Source organism: Streptomyces sp. RK62, from assembly GCF_018070255.1.
GTDB lineage: Bacteria > Actinomycetota > Actinomycetes > Streptomycetales > Streptomycetaceae > Streptomyces > Streptomyces nigra.
The window spans coordinates 1-25,488 of record NZ_JAGPYD010000017.1; the positions used below are offsets into that span (position 1 = coordinate 1).

22 protein-coding genes and 1 pseudogene are annotated in these 25,488 nt (G+C 72.3%); 10 read left to right on the plus strand and 13 right to left on the minus strand.

Features of this window, described 5'->3' with window-relative positions:
* Window positions 1-381 precede the first annotated feature (381 nt).
* Window positions 382-1,584, plus strand: a complete 1,203-nt coding sequence (locus KBY32_RS28935) for an amino acid deaminase/aldolase (RefSeq protein WP_108706047.1) — start codon at window positions 382-384, stop codon at window positions 1,582-1,584.
* A gap of 45 nt (window positions 1,585-1,629) precedes the next feature.
* Here KBY32_RS28935 and KBY32_RS28940 read toward each other — a convergent pair whose 3' ends face one another.
* The 3 genes from KBY32_RS28940 to KBY32_RS28950 are packed head-to-tail and all read right to left on the minus strand — an operon-like array spanning window position 1,630 to window position 5,149.
* On the minus strand, window positions 1,630-2,412 hold the full coding sequence (locus tag KBY32_RS28940) for a 3-oxoacyl-ACP reductase (RefSeq protein WP_115506357.1): 783 nt from the start codon (window positions 2,410-2,412) through the stop codon (window positions 1,630-1,632).
* The gene (locus KBY32_RS28945; protein WP_247690157.1) at window positions 2,409-3,782 is read right to left on the minus strand and encodes an aldehyde dehydrogenase; all 1,374 of its coding nucleotides are present in this window, start codon (window positions 3,780-3,782) and stop codon (window positions 2,409-2,411) included. Before KBY32_RS28945 ends, KBY32_RS28940 begins: the two co-directional genes overlap by 4 nt.
* Before the next feature lie 8 nt (window positions 3,783-3,790).
* Entirely contained in the window at window positions 3,791-5,149 is a 1,359-nt protein-coding gene (locus KBY32_RS28950) for a glutamine synthetase family protein (protein WP_210982183.1), read from the minus strand.
* Between the two features lie 86 nt (window positions 5,150-5,235).
* Here KBY32_RS28950 and KBY32_RS28955 point away from each other — a divergent pair, with 86 nt between their 5' ends.
* From KBY32_RS28955 to KBY32_RS28965, 3 genes are all read left to right on the plus strand, one after another.
* The gene (locus tag KBY32_RS28955) at window positions 5,236-5,982 is read left to right on the plus strand and encodes a FadR/GntR family transcriptional regulator (RefSeq protein ID WP_210982184.1); all 747 of its coding nucleotides are present in this window, start codon (window positions 5,236-5,238) and stop codon (window positions 5,980-5,982) included.
* Window positions 5,983-6,167: 185 nt separating this feature from the next.
* Window positions 6,168-7,613 (plus strand): ethanolamine permease, encoded by a 1,446-nt coding sequence (eat, locus tag KBY32_RS28960; protein ID WP_055622907.1) that lies wholly within the window; start codon window positions 6,168-6,170, stop codon window positions 7,611-7,613.
* Window positions 7,614-7,654: 41 nt separating this feature from the next.
* The gene (locus tag KBY32_RS28965; RefSeq protein ID WP_181890314.1) at window positions 7,655-8,326 is read left to right on the plus strand and encodes a gamma-glutamyl-gamma-aminobutyrate hydrolase family protein; all 672 of its coding nucleotides are present in this window, start codon (window positions 7,655-7,657) and stop codon (window positions 8,324-8,326) included.
* 560 nt (window positions 8,327-8,886) lie between these two features.
* Here the strand turns inward: KBY32_RS28965 and KBY32_RS28970 are convergent.
* Window positions 8,887-9,810, minus strand: a complete 924-nt coding sequence (locus KBY32_RS28970; RefSeq protein WP_210982185.1) for a LysR family transcriptional regulator — start codon at window positions 9,808-9,810, stop codon at window positions 8,887-8,889.
* 70 nt (window positions 9,811-9,880) lie between these two features.
* Here KBY32_RS28970 and KBY32_RS28975 point away from each other — a divergent pair, with 70 nt between their 5' ends.
* Window positions 9,881-11,008, plus strand: a complete 1,128-nt coding sequence (locus tag KBY32_RS28975) for a TDT family transporter (protein WP_210982186.1) — start codon at window positions 9,881-9,883, stop codon at window positions 11,006-11,008.
* Here KBY32_RS28975 and KBY32_RS28980 read toward each other — a convergent pair.
* From KBY32_RS28980 to KBY32_RS28995, 4 genes are all read right to left on the minus strand, one after another.
* Window positions 10,920-11,639 carry a helical backbone metal receptor gene (locus KBY32_RS28980; RefSeq protein WP_210982299.1) on the minus strand — a complete coding sequence of 240 codons (720 nt, stop codon included), beginning with the start codon at window positions 11,637-11,639 and terminating at the stop codon, window positions 10,920-10,922. The genes KBY32_RS28975 and KBY32_RS28980 overlap by 89 nt on opposite strands.
* Window positions 11,640-11,656: 17 nt before the next feature.
* On the minus strand, window positions 11,657-12,226 hold the full coding sequence (locus tag KBY32_RS28985) for a helix-turn-helix domain-containing protein (RefSeq protein ID WP_055622902.1): 570 nt from the start codon (window positions 12,224-12,226) through the stop codon (window positions 11,657-11,659).
* Window positions 12,227-12,759: 533 nt separating this feature from the next.
* Window positions 12,760-14,586, minus strand: a complete 1,827-nt coding sequence (locus KBY32_RS28990) for an ABC transporter permease/substrate binding protein (RefSeq protein ID WP_210982187.1) — start codon at window positions 14,584-14,586, stop codon at window positions 12,760-12,762.
* The gene (locus KBY32_RS28995) at window positions 14,579-15,655 is read right to left on the minus strand and encodes a glycine betaine/L-proline ABC transporter ATP-binding protein (RefSeq protein WP_210982188.1); all 1,077 of its coding nucleotides are present in this window, start codon (window positions 15,653-15,655) and stop codon (window positions 14,579-14,581) included. The genes KBY32_RS28990 and KBY32_RS28995 overlap by 8 nt, the downstream gene beginning before the upstream one ends.
* A 208-nt stretch (window positions 15,656-15,863) precedes the next feature.
* On the opposite strand from KBY32_RS28995, the gene KBY32_RS29000 reads away from it, so the two are divergent.
* The 5 genes and pseudogenes from KBY32_RS29000 to KBY32_RS29015 all read left to right on the plus strand — a co-directional run bounded on the left by KBY32_RS29000 (window position 15,864) and on the right by KBY32_RS29015 (window position 20,361).
* On the plus strand, window positions 15,864-16,769 hold the full coding sequence (locus KBY32_RS29000; protein ID WP_108706057.1) for a 5'-3' exonuclease: 906 nt from the start codon (window positions 15,864-15,866) through the stop codon (window positions 16,767-16,769).
* Between the two features lie 155 nt (window positions 16,770-16,924).
* Window positions 16,925-17,767 (plus strand): siderophore-interacting protein, encoded by an 843-nt coding sequence (locus tag KBY32_RS29005; protein ID WP_210982189.1) that lies wholly within the window; start codon window positions 16,925-16,927, stop codon window positions 17,765-17,767.
* A gap of 223 nt (window positions 17,768-17,990) precedes the next feature.
* A pseudogene (locus tag KBY32_RS36020) lies at window positions 17,991-18,176 on the plus strand (DUF6192 family protein); the annotation flags it as partial.
* A 277-nt stretch (window positions 18,177-18,453) separates the two neighbouring features.
* Window positions 18,454-19,392 (plus strand): pentalenene synthase, encoded by a 939-nt coding sequence (locus tag KBY32_RS29010; protein ID WP_115506347.1) that lies wholly within the window; start codon window positions 18,454-18,456, stop codon window positions 19,390-19,392.
* Window positions 19,393-19,416: 24 nt separating this feature from the next.
* A complete protein-coding gene (locus KBY32_RS29015; protein WP_210982190.1) occupies window positions 19,417-20,361 on the plus strand; it encodes an RluA family pseudouridine synthase in 945 nt (314 codons plus the stop codon).
* Window positions 20,362-20,378: 17 nt separating this feature from the next.
* Here KBY32_RS29015 and KBY32_RS29020 read toward each other — a convergent pair whose 3' ends face one another.
* From KBY32_RS29020 to KBY32_RS29040, 5 genes are all read right to left on the minus strand, one after another.
* Window positions 20,379-21,818, minus strand: coding sequence for a cytochrome P450 (locus KBY32_RS29020; RefSeq protein ID WP_079033707.1), 1,440 nt, complete (start codon window positions 21,816-21,818; stop codon window positions 20,379-20,381).
* A 123-nt stretch (window positions 21,819-21,941) separates the two neighbouring features.
* A complete protein-coding gene (locus KBY32_RS29025; RefSeq protein ID WP_055622895.1) occupies window positions 21,942-22,562 on the minus strand; it encodes an ATP/GTP-binding protein in 621 nt (206 codons plus the stop codon).
* The gene (locus tag KBY32_RS29030; protein ID WP_055622894.1) at window positions 22,543-22,944 is read right to left on the minus strand and encodes a DUF742 domain-containing protein; all 402 of its coding nucleotides are present in this window, start codon (window positions 22,942-22,944) and stop codon (window positions 22,543-22,545) included. The genes KBY32_RS29025 and KBY32_RS29030 overlap by 20 nt, the downstream gene beginning before the upstream one ends.
* Entirely contained in the window at window positions 22,941-23,348 is a 408-nt protein-coding gene (locus KBY32_RS29035) for a roadblock/LC7 domain-containing protein (protein ID WP_055622893.1), read from the minus strand. The genes KBY32_RS29030 and KBY32_RS29035 overlap by 4 nt, the downstream gene beginning before the upstream one ends.
* Window positions 23,345-24,937, minus strand: coding sequence for a sensor histidine kinase KdpD (locus KBY32_RS29040; protein ID WP_210982191.1), 1,593 nt, complete (start codon window positions 24,935-24,937; stop codon window positions 23,345-23,347). Before KBY32_RS29040 ends, KBY32_RS29035 begins: the two co-directional genes overlap by 4 nt.
* Between the last annotated feature and the right edge of the window lie 551 nt (window positions 24,938-25,488).

Genomic DNA, 25,488 nt, shown 5'->3' on the forward strand with positions numbered 1-25,488 from the left:
GGGGCGGTGCTCGGCGGTTCCGGGGGGTTCGTGGGGCGGGGTGGGGTCGCCGGGGGTGGGGGTGTGGTGGGGCGCGGTGGGATCGGGGCGCGGCGCGCTTCCGTGCTCATGCACCCCCCGTTTCCTCGTGTCCGGGCCCGTCCTCGTCCACGGGCCGTCGTCCCCGGTGCCGGTGCGCCCGGCGGACTTCTCCGACCAGGCACGCATACCCGCACCCGGGGAGCGTCATCCCGGCGCGGTGCGCGACCGGTGGCGTTCCCCTTGCGTGCGCGTCACTCTACGGGTTGATGCGGGGCGGGAGGGAACCAGTCCGCGACCCCGTGCACATCTGCCCGGAACGTCCCCCTACCCTGCGGTAATCCGGTCTGGCAGGCTTCGTTCATGACTGCGCGCGCCGCCGACCGGGCCCGTTACGACCGGGCCACCGCCCATCTCGACGCCCCTCTCGCGATCGTGGACCTGGACGCCTTCGACGCCAACGCGGACGACATGCTCCGCCGGGCCGGCGGCAAGCCGATCCGGGTCGCGAGCAAGTCCGTGCGCTGCCGGGCGCTGCTCGAACGCGTCCTCGCGAAGGACGGCTTCGCGGGGATCATGTCGTTCACCCTCGCCGAGTCCCTGTGGCTGGCGCGGTCCGGTTTCGACGACGTCCTGCTGGCCTATCCGTCCGCCGACCGGGCCGCCTTCGCCGAGCTGACCAGTGATCCCAAGCTCGCGGCGGCGGTCACCGTGATGATCGACGACCCGGCGCAGCTGCGGCTGATCGACGAGTCCCGCGCGGGCGGCCGTGAAGTGGTGCGGGTGTGCCTGGAGTTGGACACCTCGCTGCGGCTGTTCGGCGGCCGGGTGCGGGTCGGGGCCCGCAGGTCGCCGCTGCACTCCCCCGCCCAGGTCGCCGACATGGCCCGCGCGGTGGCCCGCCGCCCTGGCTTCGAGGTGGTCGGGATCATGGCGTACGAGGGGCATGTCGCCGGGGTCGGGGACTCCGTGCCGGGGCGCCCTCTGCGCTCGCGTGCTGTGCGGCTGATGCAGGCCACGGCCCGCAAGGAGCTGGCGGAGCGGCGGGCCGCGGTGGTGCGGGCGGTCCGGGCCGTGGTGCCGGAGCTGCGGTTCGTGAACGGCGGCGGGACGGGCAGTGTGCAGTTCACCGCGGCCGAGGAGTGTGTCACCGAGATCGGGGCCGGTTCGGGCCTGTACGTGCCGCGTCTGTTCGACAACTACACGTCGTTCGACGGGCGTCCTGCGGCGCTGTTCGCGCAGCCGGTGGTGCGCCGGCCGGGCGTCGGTGTGGTGACCGTGCTCGGCGGCGGCTACCCCGCCTCGGGTGTGGCGGGCAAGGACCGGCTGCCGGTGCCGTATCTGCCGGAGGGCCTGCGGTACGACCCGCAGGAGGGCCCCGGCGAGGTGCAGACCCCGCTGCTGGGCTCCCCGGCGGACGATCTGCTGCTCGGGGACAAGGTGTGGTTCCGGCACGCCAAGGCCGGTGAGCTGTGCGAGCGGTTCGACGCGCTGCACCTCGTCCGGGGCGACCGGGTGACGGACACCGTGCCGACGTACCGGGGCGAGGGCCACACCTTCCTGTAGCCGGGCACCGGCCGGAAGGGACACTCCCCTCCGGCCGGACACGGCCTAGAGAGGCGTGACGTACGCCCCCGAGATCCCGCCGTCGACCAGAAAGTCGGTGGCGTTGACGAAGGAGGAGTCGTCGCTGGCCAGGAAGGCGACGGCGGCGGCGATCTCGTCGGCCTCGGCGAACCGGCCGACGGGGATGTGCACGAGGCGCCGGGCGGCACGCTCCGGGTCCTTGGCGAACAGCTCCTGCAGCAGCGGGGTGTTGACCGGTCCGGGGCACAGGGCGTTGACCCGGATGCCGTCGCGGGCGAACTGCACGCCCAGCTCCCGGGACATGGCCAGCACACCTCCCTTGGAGGCCGTGTACGAGATCTGGGAGGTGGCGGCGCCCATCCTCGCCACGAAGGACGCGGTGTTGATGATGGAGCCCTTGCCCTGGCGCCGCATGTACGGGATGGCGGCCTTGCAGCACAGGTAGACGGAGGTGAGGTTGACCTCCTGGACCCGCTTCCACGCCTCCAGGCCGGTTTCGAGGATGGAGTCGTCGTCGGGCGGCGAGATGCCGGCGTTGTTGAAGGCGATGTCGACGCTGCCGTAGGTGTCGTACGCGGTCTTGAACAGCGCCTCGACCTGCTCGGGGTCGGTGACGTCGACCTCGACGTAGATCCCGCCGACCTCCTCGGCGGCGGCCTTGCCGCGCTGTTCGTCGACGTCGCCGCAGACGACGTGCGCGCCCTCGGAGGCGAGCCGGCGGGCGGTGGCGAGGCCGATGCCGCTGCCGGCTCCGGTGATGACGGCCGTACGGCCGGCGAGGCGACGGCACACGATTGCTTCGGTCACTGTGCGGGGCCCTCCGTGCTGATGAAGACGTTCTTGGTCTCGGTGAAGGCGGTCAGGGCGTCCGGTCCCAGTTCGCGGCCGATGCCGGACTGCTTGAACCCGCCGAACGGGGTCCAGTAGCGGACGCTGGAGTGGGAGTTGACGGACAGGTTGCCGGCGCGGACGGCCTGGGAGACGCGCAGGGCGCGGCCGACGTCGCGGGTCCACAGGGAGCCGGACAGGCCGTAGTCGGTGGCGTTGGCGAGGCGTACGGCGTCCGCCTCGTCGTCGAAGGGCAGGACCACGGCGACGGGTCCGAAGACCTCCTCGACGGCCACCCGTGCCGCCGGGTCGACGCCGGTGAGGACGGTCGGCGGGTACCAGAAGCCGGGCCCCTCGGGCGCCTTGCCGCGGATGCCGGGCGCCTTGGGGTCGACGTAGGAGCTGACCCGGTCGAGCTGGGCGCGGGAGATCAGCGGGCCCATCTGGGTCCGCTCGTCGGCCGGGTCGCCGACCGTCACGGCCTCGATCGCGGGGGTCAGGAGCTCCAGGAAGCGGTCGTGGACGGAGCGCTGGACGAGGATGCGGGTGCGGGCGCAGCAGTCCTGGCCCGAGTTGTCGAGGAAGGACAGAGGGGCGGCCTCCGCGGCGGCTTCGAGGTCGGCGTCGGCGAAGACGATGTTGGGGCTCTTGCCGCCGAGTTCGAGGGTGACGCGCTTGAGCTGGGCGGAGCCCTTGGCGAGGATCTGCTTGCCGACGGCGGTGGAGCCGGTGAACACGATCTTCGCGACGCCGGGGTGGGTGACCAGGGCGTCGCCGGTGACCGGGCCATGGCCGGGAAGCACCTGGAAGAGCCCTTCCGGCAGCCCGGCCTCCAGGGCGAGTTCGGCCAGCCGCAGGGCGGTCAGCGGGGTCGTCTCGGCGGGCTTGAGCAGGACCGCGTTGCCGGCCGCGAGCGCGGGGGCGGTGCCCCAGGCGGCGATCGGCATGGGGAAGTTCCAGGGGGCGATGACGGCGACGACACCGAGCGGCTCGTGGATCGTCACGTTCAGGCCGCCGGAGACCGGGATCTGTCGGCCGGTGAGCCGCTCCACTCCCCCGGCCGCGTAGTCGAGCAGATCGCGGACGTTGCCCGCCTCCCAGCGGGCGTTGCCGAGGGTGTGGCCGGCTTCGCGAACCTCGAGCCGGGCGAGTTCCTCGAGGTGGTCGTCGACGGTGACGGCGAACCGGCGCAGCAGGCGGGCGCGTTCGCCGGGTGCGAGGGCGGACCACACGGCCTGCGCCTTGGTGGCGCGTACGACGGCCGCGTCCACGTCGGCCGGGCTCGCGGCCGGGACGGTGGCGACGACCTCTTCGGTGGCCGGGTTCAGTACCTGGAGCTGGTCGGACAAGAAGGGCCTCACATGCGTTCGAAGGAGCGGCGCAGCTCCCAGTCGGTCACCGCGGCGTCGAAGGCGTCGAGTTCGACGCGTGCCATGTTGCGGTAGTGGGCGACGACCTCGTCGCCGAAGGCGGCCTTGGCGATCGGGCTGTTCTCCCAGAGTTCGGCGGCCTCGCGCAGCGTGGTGGGGACGTGCTCGTAGTCGGCGGTGTAGGCGTTCCCGGGGCAGGGCTCGGGCAGTTCGAGCTTGTGCTCGATGCCGTACAGGCCGGCGGCGACGAGTCCGGCGACGGCGAGATGCGGGTTGACGTCGCCGCCGGGGAGCCGGTTCTCGAAGCGCAGGGAGCGGCCGTGGCCGACGACGCGCAGGGCGCAGGTGCGGTTGTCGCGGCCCCAGGCGACGGCGGTCGGCGCGAAGGAGCCGGCCGCGAACCGCTTGTAGGAGTTGATGTTGGGCGCGTACAGCAGGGAGAAGTCGCGCAGGGCGGCGAGCTGGCCGGCCAGGAAGTGCCGCATGACCTCGGACATGCCGTCGGGTCCGGCCATCACGCTGTCGCCGCCGGTGTCGGTGAGCGAGAGGTGGATGTGGCAGGAGTTGCCCTCGCGCTCGTTGTACTTGGCCATGAAGGTGATGGAGACCCCCTCCTGGGCGGCGATCTCCTTGGCGCCGGTCTTGTAGACGGCGTGCTGGTCGCAGGTGACGAGGGCCTCGTCGTAGCGGAACACGATCTCGTGCTGGCCGGGGTTGCACTCGCCCTTGGCGGACTCGACGATGAGGCCTGCGGCCGCCATCTCGTTGCGGATACGGCGCAGCAAGGGCTCGATACGGCCGGTGCCCAGCACCGAGTAGTCGATGTTGTACTGGTTCGCCGGGGTGAGGTCGCGGTAGCCGGCGTCCCATGCCTGCTCGTAGGTGTCCTTGAAGACGATGAACTCCAGCTCGGTGCCGACGTTCGCCGTGTAGCCGAGCTCGGCGAGGCGCTCCAGCTGGCGGCGCAGGATCTGGCGGGGCGCGGCGGCCACGGGTGAGCCGTCCTCCCACGCGAGGTCGGCGACGAGCATCGCGGTGCCGGCGTTCCAGGGGACGCGGCGCAGGGTGCTGAGGTCGGGATGCATGGCGAAGTCGCCGTAGCCGCGGTCCCAGGAGGACATGGCGTAGCCGTCGACGGTGTTCATCTCGGTGTCGACGGCGAGCAGGTAGTTGCAGCCCTCGGTGCCGTGGTGCAGGACCTCGTCGAGGAAGAAGCGGGCGGCGAACCGCTTGCCCTGGAGCCGGCCTTGCATGTCGGGGAAGGCCAGGACGACAGTGTCGATCTCACCGCCGGCGACGAGGGCGCGCAGCTCCTCGACGCTCAGCGGGGGTGTGCGGTCTGCCACGGGAGAGCCTCCATTCGGCTACTTCGGTCAGCCGGGAGCCATAAGGTATTGCGCAGGACCATTGATTGGGAAGGGGGTCCGGTGACATGTCGCGGACGGACACGGGGCACGGGGCGCCCGGGGCCGCCGACCGGCTGACGTCGGTCCTGCGGCCGGTGCGGGCCGGCAACGGCTTCGAGGAGGCCCTGGAACAGATCCTCCAGGTGGTCCGGCTGGGCCTGGTGCCGGGCGGGGAGCGACTGCCGGCGGAGCGGGAGCTGGCGGAGCGGCTGGGGATCAGCCGGGTGACGCTGCGCGAGGTGCTGAAGGTGCTACAGGACCAGGGTCTGGTCGAGTCGCGGCGCGGCCGGTACGGCGGCACGTTCGTGCTGCCGCGCACCGAGACACCCGGCGAGGAGGAGCTGCGGCGCCGGCTGAAGGACGTCGACGTGGAGGACGCGCTGCGCTTCCGCGAGGTGCTGGAGGTGGGCGCGGCGGGGCTGTGCGCCGCGCACGGGCTGGACGAACGGCAGGCGGACCGGCTGCGCGAGGCGCTGGCGCGTACGCACGACGCGCCGCTGAGCGAGTACCGGCGGCTGGACACCCTGCTGCATCTGACGCTGGCCGAGCTGTCCGGCTCCCCCACGCTGACCGCGCAGTACGCGGCGGTCCGCGCGAGCGTCAACGACCTGCTGGACTGCATCCCGCTGCTGGTGCGCAACCTGGAGCACTCGCAGCGCCAGCACGCCGCGGTGGTGGAGGCGGTGATCGAGGGGAACGCCGACGAAGCGCGGGAGATCATGCGCGAGCACTGCGCGGGCACGGCGGCCCTGCTGCGCGGCTTCCTCGGCTGAGGAGCACGGCCCAGGGCGTGACCGGGAGCGGGCGGGGAAGGTTTTACGGGCGATTAACGCACGGGTCTTGCCTTGCGGGACGGCGACCGCAAAGGTATGCATCCATTCCATTGCGCCGGAGCCCGGTCGACGACCCCACCGTGCCCGGAACAGCCCGTGCCCGTCGCCCCGTGGGGAGTCCGCACATGTCCCAGGAATCCACCGACACCCCGTCCGCCGCGGAGGCGGACGACTATCTCAGCCGCAGAGCGCTGCGCCGCGGCAGCGCCGGCTGGGTGCTGCTGACCGGTCTCGGCGTCGCCTACGTCGTCTCCGGTGACTACTCCGGCTGGAACTTCGGCCTGGCGGAGGGCGGCTTCGGCGGCCTGGCGATCGCCATGGTGCTCATGGGCGCGATGTACGCGTGCATGGTGTTCGCGCTCGCCGAGCTGTCCTCGATCCTGCCGACGGCGGGCGGCGGCTACGGCTTCGCCCGCCGCGCGCTCGGCCCGTGGGGCGGCTTCCTCACCGGTACGGCCATCCTCATCGAGTACGTCCTCGCCCCCGCCGCGATCGTCATCTTCATCGGCGACTACGTGGAGTCCCTCGGCCTGTTCGGCCTGGAGTCGGGGTGGCCGCTGTATCTGGTGTGCTTCGCGATCTTCCTCGGCATCCATCTGTGGGGCGTCGGCGAGGCGCTGCGGTTCAGCTTCGTCGTCACCGGGATCGCGGTGGCGGCCCTGATCGTGTTCGCCCTGTCGGCGCTGCCCGAGTTCTCCTTCGGATCGCTGGACGACATCCCGGTGGACACCTCCGCCGCCGGGTCGAGTTCATGGCTGCCGTTCGGTCTGCTCGGGATCTGGGCGGCCTTCCCCTTCGGCATGTGGTTCTTCCTGGGCGTGGAGGGTGTGCCGCTGGCAGCCGAGGAGACGAAGGACCCGGCCCGCACGCTGCCGCGGGCGATCCGCTGGTCGATGGGCGTGCTGGTGGTCCTCGCCGTGGTGACGTTCTTCGCGGCGGCCGGGGCGCGCGGCTCGGCCGCCGTCCAGGACGCGGGCAACCCGCTGGTCGAGGCCCTGCAGCCGGACGGCGAGGCCACCGTGCTGAGCCGGATCGTCAACTACGCCGGTCTGGCCGGGCTGGTGGCGTCCTTCTTCTCCCTGATCTACGCGGGCTCCCGCCAGCTGTTCGCGCTGTCCCGCGCGGGATACCTGCCCCGCTTCCTGTCCCTGACCAGCCGCCGCAAGGCGCCCTACCTGGGCCTGATCGTGCCCGGCAGCATCGGCTTCCTGCTCGCCGCGGCGTCCGGCAACGGCGCCCGGATGCTGAACATCGCCGTCTTCGGCGCGACCATCTCGTACGCCCTGATGTCCCTGTCGCACATCGTGCTGCGCCGCCGCGAGCCGGAGCTGCCGCGGCCGTACCGGACGCCGGGCGGGGTGCTGACCTCCTCGGTGGCGCTGGTGCTCGCGTGCGCGGCGCTGGTGGCGACGTTCCTGGTGGACGTGACGGCGGCGTTCATCGCACTCGCGGTGTACGCGGTGGCCGTCGCCTACTTCGGCCTGTACAGCCGCAAGCATCTGGTGGCGAAGGCGCCGGAGGAGGAGTTCGCGGCGCTGGCGGCGGCCGAGGCAGAGTTGACACGGGACTGAGCAGCACGGCACAGCGGGAAGGAGCGGTCGTGAGCAGGCCGTTGATCGGGGTCAGCACCTATCTGGAGGCGGGGGCGCGCTGGGGCGTGTGGGAGCTGGAGGCGGCCCTGCTGCCGGTCGGCTACCCGCGCCTGGTACAGCGGGCGGGCGGTCTGGCCGCGATGCTGCCGCCGGACGACCCGGAGCACGCGGCGGCGGCCGTGGCCCGGCTGGACGGGCTGGTCGTCGCGGGCGGCCCGGACGTCGACCCGGTCCGGTACGGCGCCGAGCGCGACCCGCGCACCGGGCCGCCGGCGCCGGACCGGGACGTGTGGGAGCTGGCCCTGATCGACGCGGCCCTGGCGGCGGGCGTCCCGCTGCTCGGCATCTGCCGGGGCATGCAGCTGCTGAACGTCGCCCGCGGCGGCACGCTCGTCCAGCACCTCGACGGGCACGCGGAGGTCGTCGGCGTCTTCGGCGGCCACCCCGTCAAGCCGGTGCCGGGCACCCTGTACGCCGCCGCGGTCCCGGAGGAGACGACCGTCCCCACCTACCACCACCAGGCCGTCGACCGGCTCGGCGAGGGCCTGATCCCCACGGCCCACGCGGCCGACGGCACGGTCGAGGCGATCGAACTCCCTTCGTCCCCCTGGGTCCTGGGCGTCCAGTGGCACCCGGAGATGGGCGAGGACGTACGGGTGATGCGCGCCCTGGTGCAGGCGGCGGGCGGCTGAAGCGCCGGGGCGTCGGCCGGCCGCCCCGGCGCCGGCACCACCGTCACACCCGGTCCGCAGGCGCCGTCCATCCCCGCGAGCCGATGGCGCCCGGCCGGCGCGCGAGCGGCCAACCGGCGGCGCCGCCACGAGACACGACCGACCGAGCCCGCGCCTGCCCACCACCGCGCCCGGTCCGCACGCGCCGCCCCTCCCTGCGAGCCGACGGCACCCAGCCGGCGCGCGAGCGGCCAACCGCCGGCACCAACGCGAGACACGGGCGACCGTCGGTCCGTCGGCGCCGACCACCCCCGCCAGCCGACGACGTCCGGCCGTCGCGCGCACGGCTCACCAGCGGCCCCGACACGAGACACCAGCGACCGATCCAGCGCCTGCCCCGCCGGGGCGCCCCTTCCCCGGCCTCGGGTGTGCCTGACCGTCCACGCCGAGCCGGCGGGCAAGCGTCCACCTGACCGCGCCCCCGGCCACCGTCCGGGCGCTGATCCGACCCGGAGCGGTCGAGGGCCACCCTCGCATCGCCCGCGCACCGCAGACCTCCGCTCCACCCGGCGGAGCCCCCCTCACCCCCGCGTCAGCGACAGCAGTTCCCGCGCCGGGCCCACCGGGCGGTGGCCCGTGGGCCAGACCGCGCGGAGGTCGCGGGCCAGGGAGACGCCGGCCAGGGGGATGGCGACCAGGCGGCGCATGGACAGTTCCTCGCCGACGGCGAGTTCGCTGAGGACGGCGGGACCGGCGCCGCTCACGGCGGCCGCCTTCACGGCCGTCGTGGAGGACAGTTCGATCAGCGGCCGGGCCAGTCCACCCAGTGCCGCGTCCAGGACCTGCCGGGTGCCCGAGCCCTTCTCGCGCAGGATCAGCGGGGTCGCCGCCAGCTCGGTCGCGTCCAGCGGACGGCGCCGCCGCGCCCAGGCGTGCCCCGGCGCGGTCACCACGATCAGGCTGTCGTGGGCGATGACCACGGAGTCCAGCCCGGTCGGCACGGTCAGCCCCTCCACGAACCCCAGATCCGCCTCGCCGGACAGCAGCCGCTCCGCGACCGCCGCCGAGTTCCCGGCGTGCAGGGACACCGCGGTGTCCGGCCGCTGGGCGCGCAGCGCGAGCAGCCAGCCCGGCAGCAGATACTCCGCGATGGTCATGCTCGCCGCGACCCGCAGCCGTGAGTCCCGCCGCACCCGCAGCGCCTGCGCCCCGGCGTCGAACGCCTCCGCCGCCTCCACGACCCGCCGCGCCCAGTCGGTGACCAGCGCCCCCGCGTCGGTCAGCCGTGAGCCCCGCGGGGACCGGTCCACCAGCGCGACCCCCAACTGGCGTTCCATGGAGCGGATCCGGCTGCTCGCCGCCGGCTGGGTGATGCCCAGCTCCCGCGCCGCCCCGCCCAGACTGCCCAGTCGTGCCACCGCAAGCAGCAGTTCCATCGCGCCCAGATCGGGGACGCGGTGCGCCACGGATCCGGCGCGGAACCGCTGCTCCGCCTCCTCGCTCATAAGGTCAGTTTATGTCGCCATAGGAAGGGACTCCCTGGCGGGCGGTCCGCGGCGCCCCGACGCTGGGGTCATGGTCACCACCGTCCGTCACCTCGGACCGAACTGGTACGCCGCCGTCATGGGCACCGCCGCCGTCGCCACCGCGGGCGCGGCGCTGCCCGGGCCCCGCGTCCCCGGTCTGCGCACCGTCTGCGCGGCCGTCTGGGCGCTGTCGCTGCTGCTGCTCCTCGCCCTGCTCGCGGCCCGCGCCCTGCACTGGACCCACCACCGCGACCAGGCCCGCGCCCATCTCCTCGATCCGGCCGTCGCCCCGTTCTACGGCTGCCTTTCGATGGCTCTGCTCGCCGTCGGCGGCGGTGCCCCCACCGTCGGCCGGGACTGGATCGGCGACGATGCCGCGCTCGCCTTGGACGTCGTCCTGTTCACCGCCGGTACGGCGACCGGGCTGGCGGCGGCCGTCGCCGTCCCGTACCTGATGGCCGTACGGCATCGAACAATGGCGGCGCAGGCGACGCCCGTGTGGCTGCTGCCGCTCGTCGCGCCCATGGTGGCGGCGGCCGTCGGCCCGCTCCTCGTGCCGCATCTGCCGCCGGGGCAGGCGCGCGCGACGCTGCTGCTGGGCTGTGTGGCGATGTTCGGGCTGAGCCTGCTCGCCACCCTGCTGATGCTGCCGCTGGTGTTCGCCCGGCTGATCACCGGCGGCCCGTTGCCGCTCACGCTGACGCCGTCGCTGTTCCTGGTGCTGGGCCCGCTCGGGCAGTCCACGACGGCCGTCGCCGCGTTCGCGGACGCCGCCCCGGGCGCGCTGCCCGCCCCGTACGGCGAGAGCCTCGGCGTGCTCGCCGTGCTGTACGGGGTGCCCGTCATGGGGTTCGCCCTGCTGTGGCTGGGGCTGGCCGGCGCCCATGTCGTACGCGCCCGGCGGCTCGGCATGGGCTTCGCGATGACCTGGTGGGCGTTCACCTTCCCGGTCGGCACCTGTGTCACGGGCGCCGCCGCGCTCGCCCGGCACACCGGGCTGTTCGTCTACGACGGGCTCGCGGTCGGCCTGTACGGCCTGCTGGTGGCCGCCTGGGCCGTCGCCGCCGTGCACACCGCCCGCGGCCTGTTCAGCGGAGCGCTGCTCGCAGCGCCCCGGACAGCACCCGTGGCGCCTCGGCCAGTGACGGTCCGTACCACGTCAGGTGCCGTCCGCTGACGAGCGCGCACGGCAGCGGGTCGAACGCCTCCGGGCCGTCCCCGGCCGTGAAGCGGTACGGCTCGTCGGGGAGGACGACGACGTCCGGCGCCGCGGCCCGCAGTTCGTCCAGGGGGACGCGCGGATAGCGGTCCGCATGACCGGCGTACAGGTGGTCCACGCCGAGGCGGGCCAGGACGTCCCCGGCGAAGGTGTCGCGGCCCAGCACCATCCAGGGCCGCCGCCACACCGGCACCACGGCCGTCACCCGGCGCGGCGGCCCGGGCGGCGACGACCAGGCGTCCTCGGCCTCGTCCAGCCAGCGCGGCCGGGTCCGCACCCCGCACGCGTCCAGCACCCGCGCCAGCTCACGGAAGGCCGCGGGCACGTCCCGCACCTCGGTCAGCAGGACCTCGACGCCCGCGGCGCGCAGCGCGTCGAGGTCGGCCGCGCGGTTCTCCTCCTCGTTGGCGACGACCAGGTCGGGGGCGAGGGCGGTGATCCGGTCGAGCGCGGGGTTCTTGGTGCCGCCGATCCGGGTGACGTCGAGGCCGTCGGGGTGGGTGCACCAGTCGGTGGCGCCGACCAGGACGCCGGGCGCGGACACGGCGACGGCCTCCGTCAGCGACGGCACCAGGGAGACGACACGCATCAGGGAGACGACGCGCATCAGCGTCCCGGCCGGTCCCGGACCGCCTCGATGTGCTCGGCCACGGCGACGACGACGATCCGGGTCTCCGGTACGGTCGCCCGCCACCGGTGGCGCACCCCGCCGGTCAGATACAGGGTGTCGCCGCGGCCCAGGCGGTAGGCGCGGCCCTCGGCCTCGATCTCCACGGCACCGTCGGCGACGTACATCAACTGGTCGTTGCGGTGCTGCAGTTCACGGCCGGCGTCATGGTCGCCGGTGTACTCGGAGGCGTGCATCTGGTGGTGGCCGCGCACCAGGGACCGGGTCCGCGGCTCGGGCGCCAGGTCGGTGGTGTCGGCGCGGACCACGTCGACGCTGCACGCCGGGTCCGCGGCGGCGAGCAGTTCCACCGCGGTGGTGCGCAGCGCGTCGGCGACCTTCTCCAGGGAGCTCTGGCTGGGCCGCGCCCTGTCGTTCTCGACCTGGCTGAGGAAGGGCACGGACAGGCCGCTGCGCTCGGCCACGACGGCGAGCGTCAGGTTCAGGGCGCGGCGGCGCCGGCGCACCGCGGCGCCCACCCGGAGGGGCTGCTCCTTGTGGTCGCCCATCGCCTCGGCTCCCTCCTTCGCTCGCCGGTCCGCCGCCCTCACGCCGGCGGTCCGGCGCACACCTTCTGCTGGGTTCTCTGCACCCTACGCATGTTCGGCAAACCGTTTCATGCGCCCGTCACATCGACGACACATCGAGGGAAGCGCGACCCGCCGGATCACGCCAGAACCACCGGCCGCGGGAGGAGCCACGGGCCCGGGCGGCCCGCCCGGTCCCCGCCCCGCCGCACATGTGCCGCTGCCTTGTTCAATGCGCCGTCCCGCCCCCGTGTTCCCGGACCGCCCCGGACGACGCACCTGCTCACCGGGGCCGGGCGAGGACGTGTGCCGGACGCCGAACTCGGCCCGGCGCACCGGCGCTTCGCGCCCACCGGGCCGGCGCGGGACATCGCCCTGTGTGGTTGGCCGGATCCTTTTCGTACAGGTGTCGACGCTCCGGAGACGGAAAACCCCGAGGGGTGGGCCCGCCGTACGGAGGGGAAGAACGTACGGCGTGGCCCACCCCTCGGGGGGCGGCGGTCGGGCCCGTCAGGTCACCCGGCCGCCTGGCTCTTGTGGTCCGATCCGGCGACCGGGGCCCACTTGTCGACAAGGCCGGGGTTGCGGTCCAGCCAGGCGCGCACGGCGTCCTGCTCCTTGCCCTTGCCCGCCTTGGTGATCTCCGACTCCAGGCCGGTGAGCTGCTTCTCCGTCATGGAGAAGTCCTTCAGCCACGCCCCGACCTCGGGGTTGTCCTCGGCGAAGCCCTTGCGGGCGAGGGTGTGCACGTCGTCGCCGGAGCCCCAGGCACCCTTGGGGTCCTCGAGCTTCTTCAGGTCGTAGTCGCTGTACGCCCAGTGCGGCGACCAGAGCGTGACGACGATGGGCTCCTTCTTGGCGTACGCCCGCTTGAGCTCGGCGAGCATCGCGGGCGTGGAGCCGTCCACGACGTCGTAGGAGTCCTCCAGGCCGTACTCCTTGAGGACCTTGTCCTTGAGCAGGCCCATCATCCCGGCGCTCGGCTCGATGCCGACGATCTTGCCCTTGAAGTCGCCGGACTTGTTCTTCAGGTCCGCCAGCGACTTCACGTCCTTCATGTACGAGGGGACGGAGAGCTCCAGCGAGGTGGGGCCGTACCAGGAGCCGAGGTCCTCGAGCTGCTTGCCGTACTTCTTCCAGTACTCGGCGTGGGTGACCGGCAGCCAGGAGTCCGTCTGGAAGTCGAGCTGTCCGGTGGCGAGGCCCGTGTAGAGCGGCCCGGCGGCGTACTGGGTGGTCTCGACGTCGAAGCCGCGCCGCTCCAGCAGCTCCTTCCAGAGGAACGTGGAGGCGATGCCCTCGTCCCACGGGATGTAGCCGAGCTCGATCTTCCTGCCCTCGCCGATGTTGGTGGCGGACGCCTCGGCGGTGCCGGAGGACGGGCCGAAGACGCCCATGCCGCCCGCGACCAGGGCCAGCGCGGCGACGCCGGCGACGGCGACGACCGGGCGCGGCCGGTGGTTCCACACCTTGGGGGCGCCGGCCGCGCGGGCCTTGGCGGCGCTGCGGCGGCCGAGCGGGGAGATGTGCGTGCCGAGCGCGCCGGTGATGCGGTCGAGGTAGATGGCGAGGACGACGATGCCGACGCCCGCCTCGAAGCCGAAGCCGATGTCGAGCTGGCCGATGGCCTCGTTGACCGCGCCGCCGAGGCCGCCGGTGCCGACCATGCCGGCGATGACGACCATCGACAGGCTCAGCATGATGACCTGGTTGATGCCCGCCATGATCGTGGGCAGGGCCAGCGGCAGCTGGACGCGCAGCAGGGTGTCACGGGGTGTGGTGCCGAACGCCTCGGCGGCCTCCACCAGCTCGCCGTCGACCTGCCGGATGCCCAGCTCGGTCATGCGGACGCCGGGGGCGAGCGCGAAGATCAGGGTGGCGATGACACCGGCGGCGGTGCCCAGCCCGAAGAACAGGATGGCCGGGATGAGCAGCACCATCGACGGCATCGTCTGGAGCAGGTCCAGGACGGGCCGCAGCACCGCGCTGACCGTCTTGGACCGGGCCGCCCAGATGCCCAGCGGGACCGATATCACCAGGGCGATGAGGGTCGCGACCAGCACCAGGGCCAGCGTGGACATCGCCCGGTCCCAGAGGTCGAGCGAGTCGATCAGGGCGAACCCGCCGAACGCGAGGACGCCCGCGACGAGTCCGCGCAGCCACCACGCCAGCACGGCGAGAATGCCCGCGAGCAGCAGGGGCTCGGGTGCGGTCAGGACGGTGTTCACACCGTCGTACATGCCTTCGACGACGGCCTTGACGGCGTCGAAGAGCCAGCCCATGTGGGCGACGAGCCAGTCGACTCCGGAGTCGACCCAGTCGCCGAGACGCAGCCTAGGCACGAGCGGTCACCTTCCCCTCGGGGTTGTCGCAGGGCGAGGGATCGGCGCTCTCGTCCCCGAGGAAGCCGAGGAGTCGGCGGCGCGGTACGACGCCGACGACCCGGCCGGCCCCGTCCACGACCGAGACGCGGTGCGTGAGCCGGGTGCTGATCGCGCACAGCTCGGCGAACGTCGTGTCGGGGGTCGCGGTCTCGCACGCGCAGAGCGGGGCGTCCGCGGTGACGCCGGTGTCCATGAGCGCGCTCGCGGTGAGCACGCGGGAGCGGTCGACGTCCTGGATGAAGGAGGCGACGTAGTCGTTCGCGGGGCGCAGCATGATGTCCTCGGCGGTGCCGGTCTGGACGATGCGTCCGTCGCGCATGACGGCGATGCGGTCGCCGAGCCGCATGGCCTCGTTGAGGTCGTGCGTGATGAATACGATCGTCTTCTTCAGGGTCTTCTGCAGCTGGAGCAGCTGGTCCTGCATGTCCCGGCGGATCAGCGGGTCGAGCGCGCTGAACGACTCGTCCATGAGGAGCAGGTCGGCGTCGGTGGCGAGGGCGCGGGCGAGGCCCACGCGCTGCTGCATGCCGCCGGACAGCTCGTCGGGCCAGGACTTCTCCCAGCCGCCCAGGCCGCACAGCTCGAGGGCCTCGGCGGCGCGCTTCTCCCGTTCGGCACGGGGTACGCCCTGCACGGCCAGGCCGTAGGCGGCGTTCTCCAGGACGCTGCGGTGCGGGAAGAGAGCGAAGTGCTGGAACACCATGCTGATCTTGCGGGCGCGGACGTCGCGCAGTTCGCGGTCGCCGAGCGCGGTCAGGTCCTGCCCGTCGAAGCGGACGTGCCCCGCGGTCGGCTCGAGCAGGCCGTTCAGCATGCGCAGCAAGGTGGACTTGCCGGAGCCGGACAGGCCCATGACGACGAAGATCTGGCCGGGTTCGACCGTGAAGGAGGCGTCGATCACGGCGGCGGTGGTGCCGTCGGCGCGCAGTTCCTCCCGGTCGGCTCCCTGGCGGAGCCGTTCGACGGCCTGGTCCGGTCGTCTGCCGAACACCTTGTACAGATGGTCGGCCTCAAGCCTGGATGACACGCTTACCTCTTGTCTCGGCGGCAGATGAACGGAGCGACCTGCGCAACAGTTGCGCAGTGAGCACCCCGGGGCCGCCCCTGCCCTGCTTTCCCGACCACAAACGCACAAGTGGTCCAGGCCACAGGGCCGCCACACAGGGCGACCGGACGCTCACTCCGGGGCCGTTGTCGGTGCCGTGCGGCATGATGCGTGCGTGACCGGACGACTGATGCTCCTCGACACCGCCTCGCTGTACTTCCGCGCCTACTTCGGCGTGCCGGACTCGGTGAAGGCCCCCGACGGCACCCCGGTGAACGCCGTGCGCGGGCTCCTCGACTTCATCGACCGCCTCGTCAAGGACCACCGCCCGGACGAGCTGGTGGCCTGCATGGACGCCGACTGGCGCCCGCAGTGGCGGGTCGACCTGATCCCCTCCTACAAGGCGCACCGCGTCGCCGAGGAGCACGAGGGCGGACCCGACGAGGAGGAGGTGCCCGACACGCTGTCCCCGCAGGTGCCGGTCATCGAGGCGGTCCTGGACGCGCTCGGCATCGCCCGCGTCGGCGTCGAGGGGTACGAGGCGGACGACGTGATCGGCACGTTCACCGCCCGGGCGAAGGGCCCCGTCGACATCGTCACCGGCGACCGCGACCTGTACCAGCTGGTGGACGACGCGCGCGGGGTGCGTGTGCTCTACCCGCTGAAGGGCGTCGGCACCCTCCAGGTCACCGACGAGGCATGGCTGCGCGAGAAGTACGGCGTGGACGGCCGCGGGTACGCGGATCTTGCGCTGCTGCGGGGCGACCCGAGCGACGGCCTGCCGGGTGTGCCCGGGATCGGGGAGAAGACGGCGGCGAAGCTGCTCGCGGAGTTCGGCGACCTGGCGGGGATCATGGCGGCGGTCGACGACCCGAAGGCGAAGCTGACGCCCTCGCAGCGCCGGCGGCTGGATGAGTCCCGCCCGTACGTGGCCGTCGCGCCGACGGTGGTGCGGGTCGCCGCCGACGTCCCGCTGCCGGACGTCGAGGTCGCCGTGCCGCGCGCCCCGCGGGACCCGGAGGCACTGGAGGCACTGGCGGCGCGCTGGGGGCTCGGCGGCTCGCTGCAGCGGCTGCTCACCACGCTGGCCGAGTGACGGCGGCGGCCGCCCCGGACACATGGGACATCTGGGACGGGGCATTCGTCCAGTACTTCCCCGTCCACAGATGAACGCGGGCGCACAGATCCCGCATGCGACCCGGCCGAGGTGCTAACTTAGGTAAACCTAAGCTCACCCAGAGGGAGGCCGTCATGGCAGAACGCCCTGCCCGCAAGCCACGGAAGATCCGTTCCGCGCAGGTCGTCCGCACCGAACGGCTGACCCCGCACATGCAGCGTGTGGTGCTCGGCGGCGAGGGCCTCGCCGACTTCACGGCGGACACCTGCACGGACCACTACGTGAAGCTCCTCTTCTCCCCCGAGGGCGCCGACTTCCCCGAGCCCTTCGACCTGGAGCGCGTCCGCGAGGAACTGCCGCGCGAGCAGTGGCCGGTGACCCGGACGTACACCGTGCGGGCCTGGGACCCCGAGCACCGTGAGCTGACCCTGGACTTCGTGATCCACGGCGACGAGGGCCTGGCGGGCCCCTGGGCGCTGCGCGCACAGCCCGGCGAGACCGTCCGCTTCCTCGGCCCCGGCGGCGCCTACGCCCCGGACTCCGGCGCCGACTGGCATCTGTTCGCCGGTGACGAGAGCGCCCTGCCCGCGATCGCCCGCTCCCTGGAGTCGCTGCCCGCCGGCGCCGCCGCCTACGCCTTCGTGGAGGTGTCCGGCCCCGAGGAGGAGCAGAAGATCGACTCGGACGTCGAGGTGGTCTGGCTGCACCGCGGTGCGCGCCCCGTCGGCGAGGCGCTGCTCGACGCGGTGCGCTCCCTCGCCTTCCCCGAGGGCCGTGTCCACGCCTTCGTCCACGGCGAGGCGCACTTCGTGAAGGAGCTGCGCCATCTGCTCCGCGTGGAGCGGAGCGTGTCCCGCGAGGACCTGTCGATCTCCGGCTACTGGCGCCTGGGTCACAACGAGGACGGCTGGCAGGCGTCCAAGCGGGACTGGAACGCGCGTATCGAGGCGGAGCAGGAGGGGGCGCCCGCGGCGTAGCCGTACGGACCAGCTCGCGCTCGCGCCGGATGAGCCGATGGCGCGAACGAGCGGGCGTCCGCGCGCGCGTCGCACGGCGGACACGTCCCACGCTCCGGAGCGCACGCCCTGTTCGGCGGCCGGAAATCGTCGCATGGTGCGAAGCACGGTTCCCGTGAGTCCCGGGAACAGCTCCGCCAGTTTGAACAGTTGACGAAACGCACGGCGGCAAAGGAAGGTGTAGGTGATCCACGTCCGCGTCGCCGACGCCGCGGTCGTGGCGATGGTGACCACCGATCACCTGCACCGCCCGGTGGTCGCCTGGGAGGCCATGGCCGACGGCACCACACAGCACGCGATCGACGATGCCCCACAGGACCGGTTCCGTCAGCAGGCCTCATCCGTGCACGAGTCAGCCACGCCGCGGCAGCAGCGTAGGGAAGCACAGCGCGTAGTTCCTGGACTTGGTCGGCTCCGCCACTCGGAGGGCGTCGTGAAGGGCTCTGTTCCCGGCTGGTCGGCCGGAGTGCCGTCCCGTGACGGTGCCCGGGCCGTAAGGGCTCACCGCCCTCGCGGAGGCACCGACCTCGTCCTCGGACCCCTGATCCCGGGAGAGGCTCATGCCCCAGAACGTCGCCATAAACTTACCCATTCCATCTCGGCTGAACCCAGGCCTGGCCGCCGCCCGGGAGCGACATCTGGAGTGGATGCGCCGCCAGGGACTCGTGGTGGGACACCCGGCCGCCCGCCGCTACCTGTTCTCGGCGGTGGCGGACCTGGCCGCCTACAGCTACCCGGACGCCACCGGCGAGGACCTCGACCTGGCCTTCGACACCATGGGCTGGTTCTTCCTCTTCGACGACCTCTTCGACGTCCCTGAGGGCTGCGAGGCCGACGAGGCCGTCGACGTGTGCCGGCAGCTCATCGCGCTCGTCGGCGACGGCACCAGGCCGCACCCCGACAGCGAACCGCCCCTGGTGACGGCCTTCGCGGACATCTGGCGCCGCACCCGGGCGGGCATGTCCGAGGAGTGGCGGCAGCGGGCCGCCCACAACTGGGTCGACTATCTGGTGGGGAATCTGACCGAGGAGATCGACCGGCGCACCTGGGTCCCCCAGGACTTCGCCACCCGGATGCGGATAGGCCACCGCACCCTGGGCCTGGTCCCCTCGCTCGATCTCGCCGAGCGGCTCGGCCATTTCGAGATCCCGCCGCTCGTCTGGCACAGCAGCCACCTCGACTCGATGCGCCGGGCCGCCGTCGACGCCGTCAAGCTGATCAACGAGATCATGTCCCTGGAGAACGACGACGCCCGCGGCGACCCGAACCTCGTGCACTGCCTGATGCGGCAGCGCGACTGCTCCCGCCAGGAGGCCATCCCGATGGCCGTCGCCCTCGTCCAGAGCGCGGTCGCCCGGCTCCACGAGCAGGCCAGGATGATCCCCTTGTTCTCGTCCCGGCTCGGCCTCACGGGCGCGCAGTCCGAGAAGCTCCACCGGTACGCGACGGCCATGCTCACCTGGATCCGCGGCAGCTACGACTGGAGCCGGAGCAACGGCCGTTACTCCCCCCACACGGCCAACGCCCTCAGCCCCGACGAGTCGGGCCAGCTGCACCCCACGAACCTGGCACCGGTGTCGCGCTAGGCGGTCTCGTAGGCTGGGCATCCGATGAGACGCCGTACGCCGCCCCCGCCCTCCCCGCTGCCTCAGCTGAACGGGGTGGACCCGGTGCGCGTACGGCTGCCCGCCGCGGACGCCTGGGCGACCGTGCGGGACCATCTCGTGGCGCGCCTCGCCGCCGGGGACGGCGTGATCGACGGCATGCTGGACGCGGGACGCATCGTGGACGCCACCGGGCGGCCGGTGGCCCGCGACACCGCCTACGCGCCCGGCATGTACGTCTGGTTCCACCGCGAGCTCGCCGACGAGGAGCGGGTGCCGTTCCCGATCGAGGTCGTCCACCGGGACGAGCACATCGTGGTCGCCGACAAGCCGCACTTCCTGGCCACGACGCCCCGCGGCAGCCATGTCGCCGAGACGGCGCTCGCCCGGCTGCGGCGCGACCTCGGTCTCCCGGCGCTGGGCGCGGCGCACCGGCTGGACCGGCTGACGGCGGGGCTGGTGCTGTTCACGGTCCGGCCCGAGGAGCGCGGCGCCTACCAGTCGCTCTTCCGTGACCGGCTGGTGGCCAAGGAGTACGAGGCGGTGGCCCCGTACGAGCCCGGCCTCGACCTGCCCCGGACCGTGCGCAGCCGCATTGTGAAGGAGCGCGGGGTGATGGCGGCCCGCGAGGTGCCCGGGGAGCCCAACGCGGTCAGCCGGATCGAGCTGGTGGAGCACCGGGACGGGCGCGCCCGGTACCGGCTCACGCCCAGCACCGGCCAGACGCACCAGCTGCGGGTGCACATGAGCGCCCTGGGTGTACCGATCCTGGGCGACCCCCTGTACCCGGTGGTGACCGGCCCGGTGCCGGCGGGTGACTTCCGGCACCCGCTCCAACTGCTGGCGCGGACACTGGAGTTCACCGACCCGGTCACCGGGCACCGGCACCGGTTCGTCAGCTCGCGCACCCTGGATGCCTGGTCGTCGTACGACGACTGGGCGGCCGGCTGACCCGGTGCCCACCGGGGTCACTCCCCACGCCACCAGCGCAGGAAGCGCCGCAGCGGGCCCTGCCGCCCGGCCGGCGCGGGCGGCGCCGTCGGTGCCGTCGGCGCGGGGGCGGGCGCCTGCATCCTGGGCTGCGGCTCCGAGGCGCCGATCTGCCAGGTGCTGACGCGCGGCGAGGCCAGCGGGTGCGCGGGCCGGGCCATGACGTCCTGCTGCGGCTTGGGCGCGAACTTGACCGGCAGCTCCACCAGATGCTGGTTGGAGATGGACGACCACCAGCGCAACTCGTCCTCGGGGACGGCCAGTTGCACATCCGGCAGCCGGGTCAGCAGCGCGTCGACGCCGACGTCGGCGATGGCACGGCCGATGTCCTGACCGGGGCACTCGTGCGGGCCTCCGCCGAAGGCGAGGTGGGAGCGGTTGCCCTGCATATGGGCGGACAGGTCGGGCCGGACCCGGGGGTCCACGTTGCCCGGGGCGATCCCCATGATGAGGGCGTCGCCCTTGCTGATGTGCTCCCCGCCCAGCTCCGTGTCGTGCTTGGCGACGTACGGCAGGACCGTGCTGAACGGCGGCTCGTCCCACAGGGACTGCTCGACCGCCTCGGGCACCGTCATCTGCCCGCCCTTGAGCTGGGCGCGGAACCGCGGGTCGGTGAGCACCACCCGCAGCACGTTGGCGATCAGGTTCGCGGTGGCCTCGTAGGCGGCGACCAGGATGATCCGCAGATGCTGGCCGACCTCGTCGTCGGTCAGCCGCGCCGGGTGGCTGATCAGATGGCTGGTGAAGTCGTCCGCGGGCTCGGCGCGTCGGCGGGCGGTCAGCCGCATCAGGACGTCCATCAGATACGCGTTGCTGGCGATGGCCGTCTCGCTGCCCTTGGGCATGTCACGGGCGGCCTGCACGATCTGGTCGTTGTACTCGTCGGGCATGCCGAGGATCTCGCACATCACCATCATCGGCAGATGCTCCGCGAACTGGCTGACCAGGTCGGCGCCGCCCTCCTCGCAGAACTGGTTCACCAGGTGCTGGGTCGCGCGGTTGATGTACCGGCGGATCCCGCGGTGGTCGATGGTCGAGATGGCGCCGGTGACCGCGCCCCGCAGCCGCAGATGCTCGTCCCCCTCGGCGTGGACGCAGATGGGCTGCCAGGCGAAGTGCGGCATCATCGGGTGCTCGGGCTTGACCGTGCCGTCCTGCAGCGCCGTCCACTGCCGGGTGTCACGGCAGAACTGCGAAGGGCTGCGCACCATGTGCAGGTTCTCGGCGTGCCCGAGGACGAGCCAGATCGGCACGTCGTCGTGCAGCAGCACGGGGGCCACGGGCCCGTGCTCGGCACGGAGCTTCTCGTAGACGGCCGCCAGATCCTCCGCCTCGGGCCCGTACAGCCGGCGCAGCCCGCCGGGGCCGATGCCGTGTGCGGGGCAGCCCGGGGGCGGGGTGGCCGTGGGATCGTCCATACCGGTGGGGAAAAGGGATTCAGACGTCACGATGGTCGCTCCGAAACGAGGTTGTCCGGTTGCAAGAGGTCGGGGGGAAGGTCCCGGTCGGCACCGGCGGCACGGCTCGACCGGCGGGTGGGCTCACACAGGCGTCTTGGCCGTCGCCAGTGAGTGCAGGAAGTGCATCAGGGTCATCAGGACGTCCCGGCTGGAGGCCCGGCGGCGGACGTCGCACTCGACGATGGGGATCTCCTCGGCCAGGTCGAGGGCGGTGCGCAGATCGGCGACGGGGTAACGGGGCGCGTCCGGGAAGGTGTTGACGGCCACGACGAACGGCACACCGCGTTCCTCGAGCCGCCCTATGACGTCGAAGCTGACCTCCAGGCGGCGGGTGTCGGCCAGGACGACCGCGCCCAGCGCGCCCTCGAACAGCCCGTTCCACAGGAACCAGAAGCGTTCCTGGCCCGGGGTGCCGAACAGGTACAGCACGAGTTGTTCCGTGATGCTGATGCGGCCGAAGTCCATGGCGACGGTGGTGGCCGTCTTGGTGTCCGAGCCGTAGTTGTCGTCGACGCCGATTCCGGCCTGCGTCATGGTCTCCTCGGTGGTCAGCGGTTTGATCTCGCTGACCGACCCGACCATGGTGGTCTTGCCGACGCCGAAGCCACCCACGATCACGATCTTGACCGCGGCTTCGGCCGTGTGCGGCAGCTGGTCCTCGGTCCGTGGACCAGGGACGACGTCAGAGCTTTTGAAGTCCATGCATCACCGCTTCGAGGATTGAACGGTCGGCGACGGCCTGGCGCACGATGGGAGCGCGGGCGGTCACCAGCCCGGCCGTGAGCATGTCGGTGAGAACGACCGTCATCATGCTGAACGGCAGGTTGAGATAGGCCGAGAGCTCGGCCACGGACAGGGGGGCGGTGCACAGCCGGAGCAGTGCCGCCTGTTCCGGTGTGGCGGAGGGCGGGGGGTCGGCGCGCGCCACGATCAGCGTGACGAGGTCGAGGTCCCCGTCGCGTTCCCCGCCGTCCGGACCGGCGACGACGAAGAGCCGTTCCGGGTTCTTCTGCTTGCCGGTGGGGGCGGGCGGCGGAGGTAAGTGCTCCTGGGACTGTCGCCGCTGGCGTTTCGGAGGAGTCATACGGTCTGCCCGTTCCGCCGGGGCGGACTCGTGAGATGGGCGCCGATCCGGGCCACGAGGTCGGACATGCGGTTGCTCATACGGCCGGGCTCGGCGAACGTGTCGGAGAGGACGGCGAGATAGGCGTTGGCGCCGGCGGCCATCAGATAGAAGTAGCCGCCGTTGATCTCGATCAGGACCATCTTCATCTTGCCGTCGCTCTTCGGGATCTCCTGCGCGACCGCGCTGGCCAGGCTCTGCAGTCCGGCGCAGGCCGCCGCGACCCGGTCGGCGGTGTCGGCCTCACCGCCGTAGCGGGCGATGCGCAGACCGTCGGCGGACAGCACGACGATCATCTGGATGCCTGGTACGCCGTCGTAAAGCTCCTTGAGCATCCAGTCGAAGTTGGCACGCTGCTGGATCACTTGAGGTCCCCCTCGTCATCGGCCTCGGGGCGGGCCTGTTGGGTTCGCGGTTGGAGTGTGAGCGGGTCCGGCTTGTCCTTCAGCCCGTTCCAGAACGCCTCCACCCAGGCTCCGGGTACGGGCTCGTCCTCCGCCGGCGTGGGATCGGGCTCGGACCTGCGCGTCGACCAGATGGTCGGCCGGCCCTCCCGCTCCGCCTGCTCGATGGCCGCCTGCTCGGCGATCCGCTTGCTGAGCGGGGTCTTGACCCGGCTGCGTCGCTGGGGCAGCCCGTTCGGGGTCCACTCGGTGACCACGGGGACGTCGTCCTCCATGGAGACCACCGCCGGGATCTTCGGGCTGGTGGGGCGGCGCTTCTTGGGGGCCCGCTTGGGCCCTTCGAGCACCTCGGAGCCCTCCGCCTTGGGCGCGGCGCCGGCGCCGATGCCGTGGGCGAGACCGGGCGCGGGCTCGGTGGTCATCATGTCGCGCGGCACGACGAGGACGGCGCGGACACCGCCGTACGCCGACGAGCGCAGCGAGACCTGCATGTTGTACGCCGTGCACAGGCGTCCGACGACGGCCAGGCCGAGGCGCGGGGACTCGCCGAGGTCCTGGAGGTCGGTGCCCTGCTTGGCGCGTTCGAGCATGCCCTCGACCCGGGCGCGGGCCTCCTCGCTGAGGCTGACGCCGGCGTCCTCGATCTCGATGGCGACGCCGGTCTGCACCTCGGTGGCGGTGACGTGCACCTTGGTCTGCGGCGGCGAGTAGCGCGTGGCGTTGTCGAGGAGTTCGGCCGCCGCGTGGATGACGGGCTCGACGGAGATGCCGGCGATGTTGACCTTGGCGATGGAGTCCAGGCTGATGCGGCGGTACTCCAGGATGCGGGACATGGCTCCGCGCAGCACGCTGTACAGCGGGACGGGCTCGGGCCACTGGCGGCTGGGACGGCCGCCGCCGAGCACGGAGATGGAGTCGGCGAGGCGGCCGATCAGCATGGTGCCGTGGTCGATGCGGAGCAGGTCGTCGAAGACCTCGGGGTTGCGCCCGTGGTCCTCCTCCATCTCCCTCAGTTCCACGGCCTGCTGGTGGACGATCGACTGGACGCGCCGGGCGATGTCGACGAAGGACCGCTGGGCGGAGTCGCGCAGCGCCTCCTCGTGGTCGACCAGGTCGATCACGTGCCGTACGAACTCGATCTGCACGGGCGGGAGATGGACGTACGACGGGTCGATCTCCCCCAGGTCCCGCATCACCTCGTACGGCGAGGCGCCGCGCCGCAGCCGGTCGATCGCGGCCGGGGTGATCTCCGTGGCGAGGCGGACGAGCTCCTCGTCGTGGGCGGCGACGCGCCGTTCCAGATACGCGGTGTGACGGGCGTGCTCGACCTGGGCGTCCCGCAGGGCGCGGCCGCGGCGGACGGCTTCCGCCGCGCAGGCCAGGACGAGCAGCAAGGCCACGGCACCGCACACGCCGACGGCCGTCCGGGCCGGTTCGGCCACGAGGGCGACGGCGGCTCCGGTCGCCGCGGCCATCGCTATGGCCGGCAGCAGCAGCACGCGCGCATACGGGAGTTCGCGCCGACGGGGCGGGGATTGAACGCTCACCATGTGGGCCCTCTGAAATGAATCGGGTGGGTGTAGGGGGAGCTTGCAGTGGGGTACGTCATGGGTATGTCGGACTTCTCCGAGCCATAGGGAACAAGCGCACGAATACACCTCAACTCGGTGCGCTGCGGGCGAGCTTAGTCCGACCGGATCATCGCCGTGTCATATTCAGCAAGCACCTGAAATGGCCCGGGCGACAGGAGTACCCTCGGCCTTTTTGCACGCTGGGCACGCATTCGAACACGTAACGTCATGGCGGACGGGCGTACGAAAAACACTCACCGTGATGAGTGAGAGGCCGCGTTCCGGTGCGACGGAAGCGGAAGTGTGACGTCCGGGGCGGGTGAGAACCCGAGAGAGATGTGGCGCGCGAGACGAACCGAACAGCCGATCCACGGCTGGTTCCGCGACCACCGGCCCGGACGCCCCTCACGGGCCCGGAAACACGAAAGGCAAGGAGTCACGTACTCCTTGCCACTCTCAACATATAGCGCACCCCCCGGCTTGCGGCAAGGCCCCCTCCATGACGCACAATCTCCGGCCTGACCTGGAAA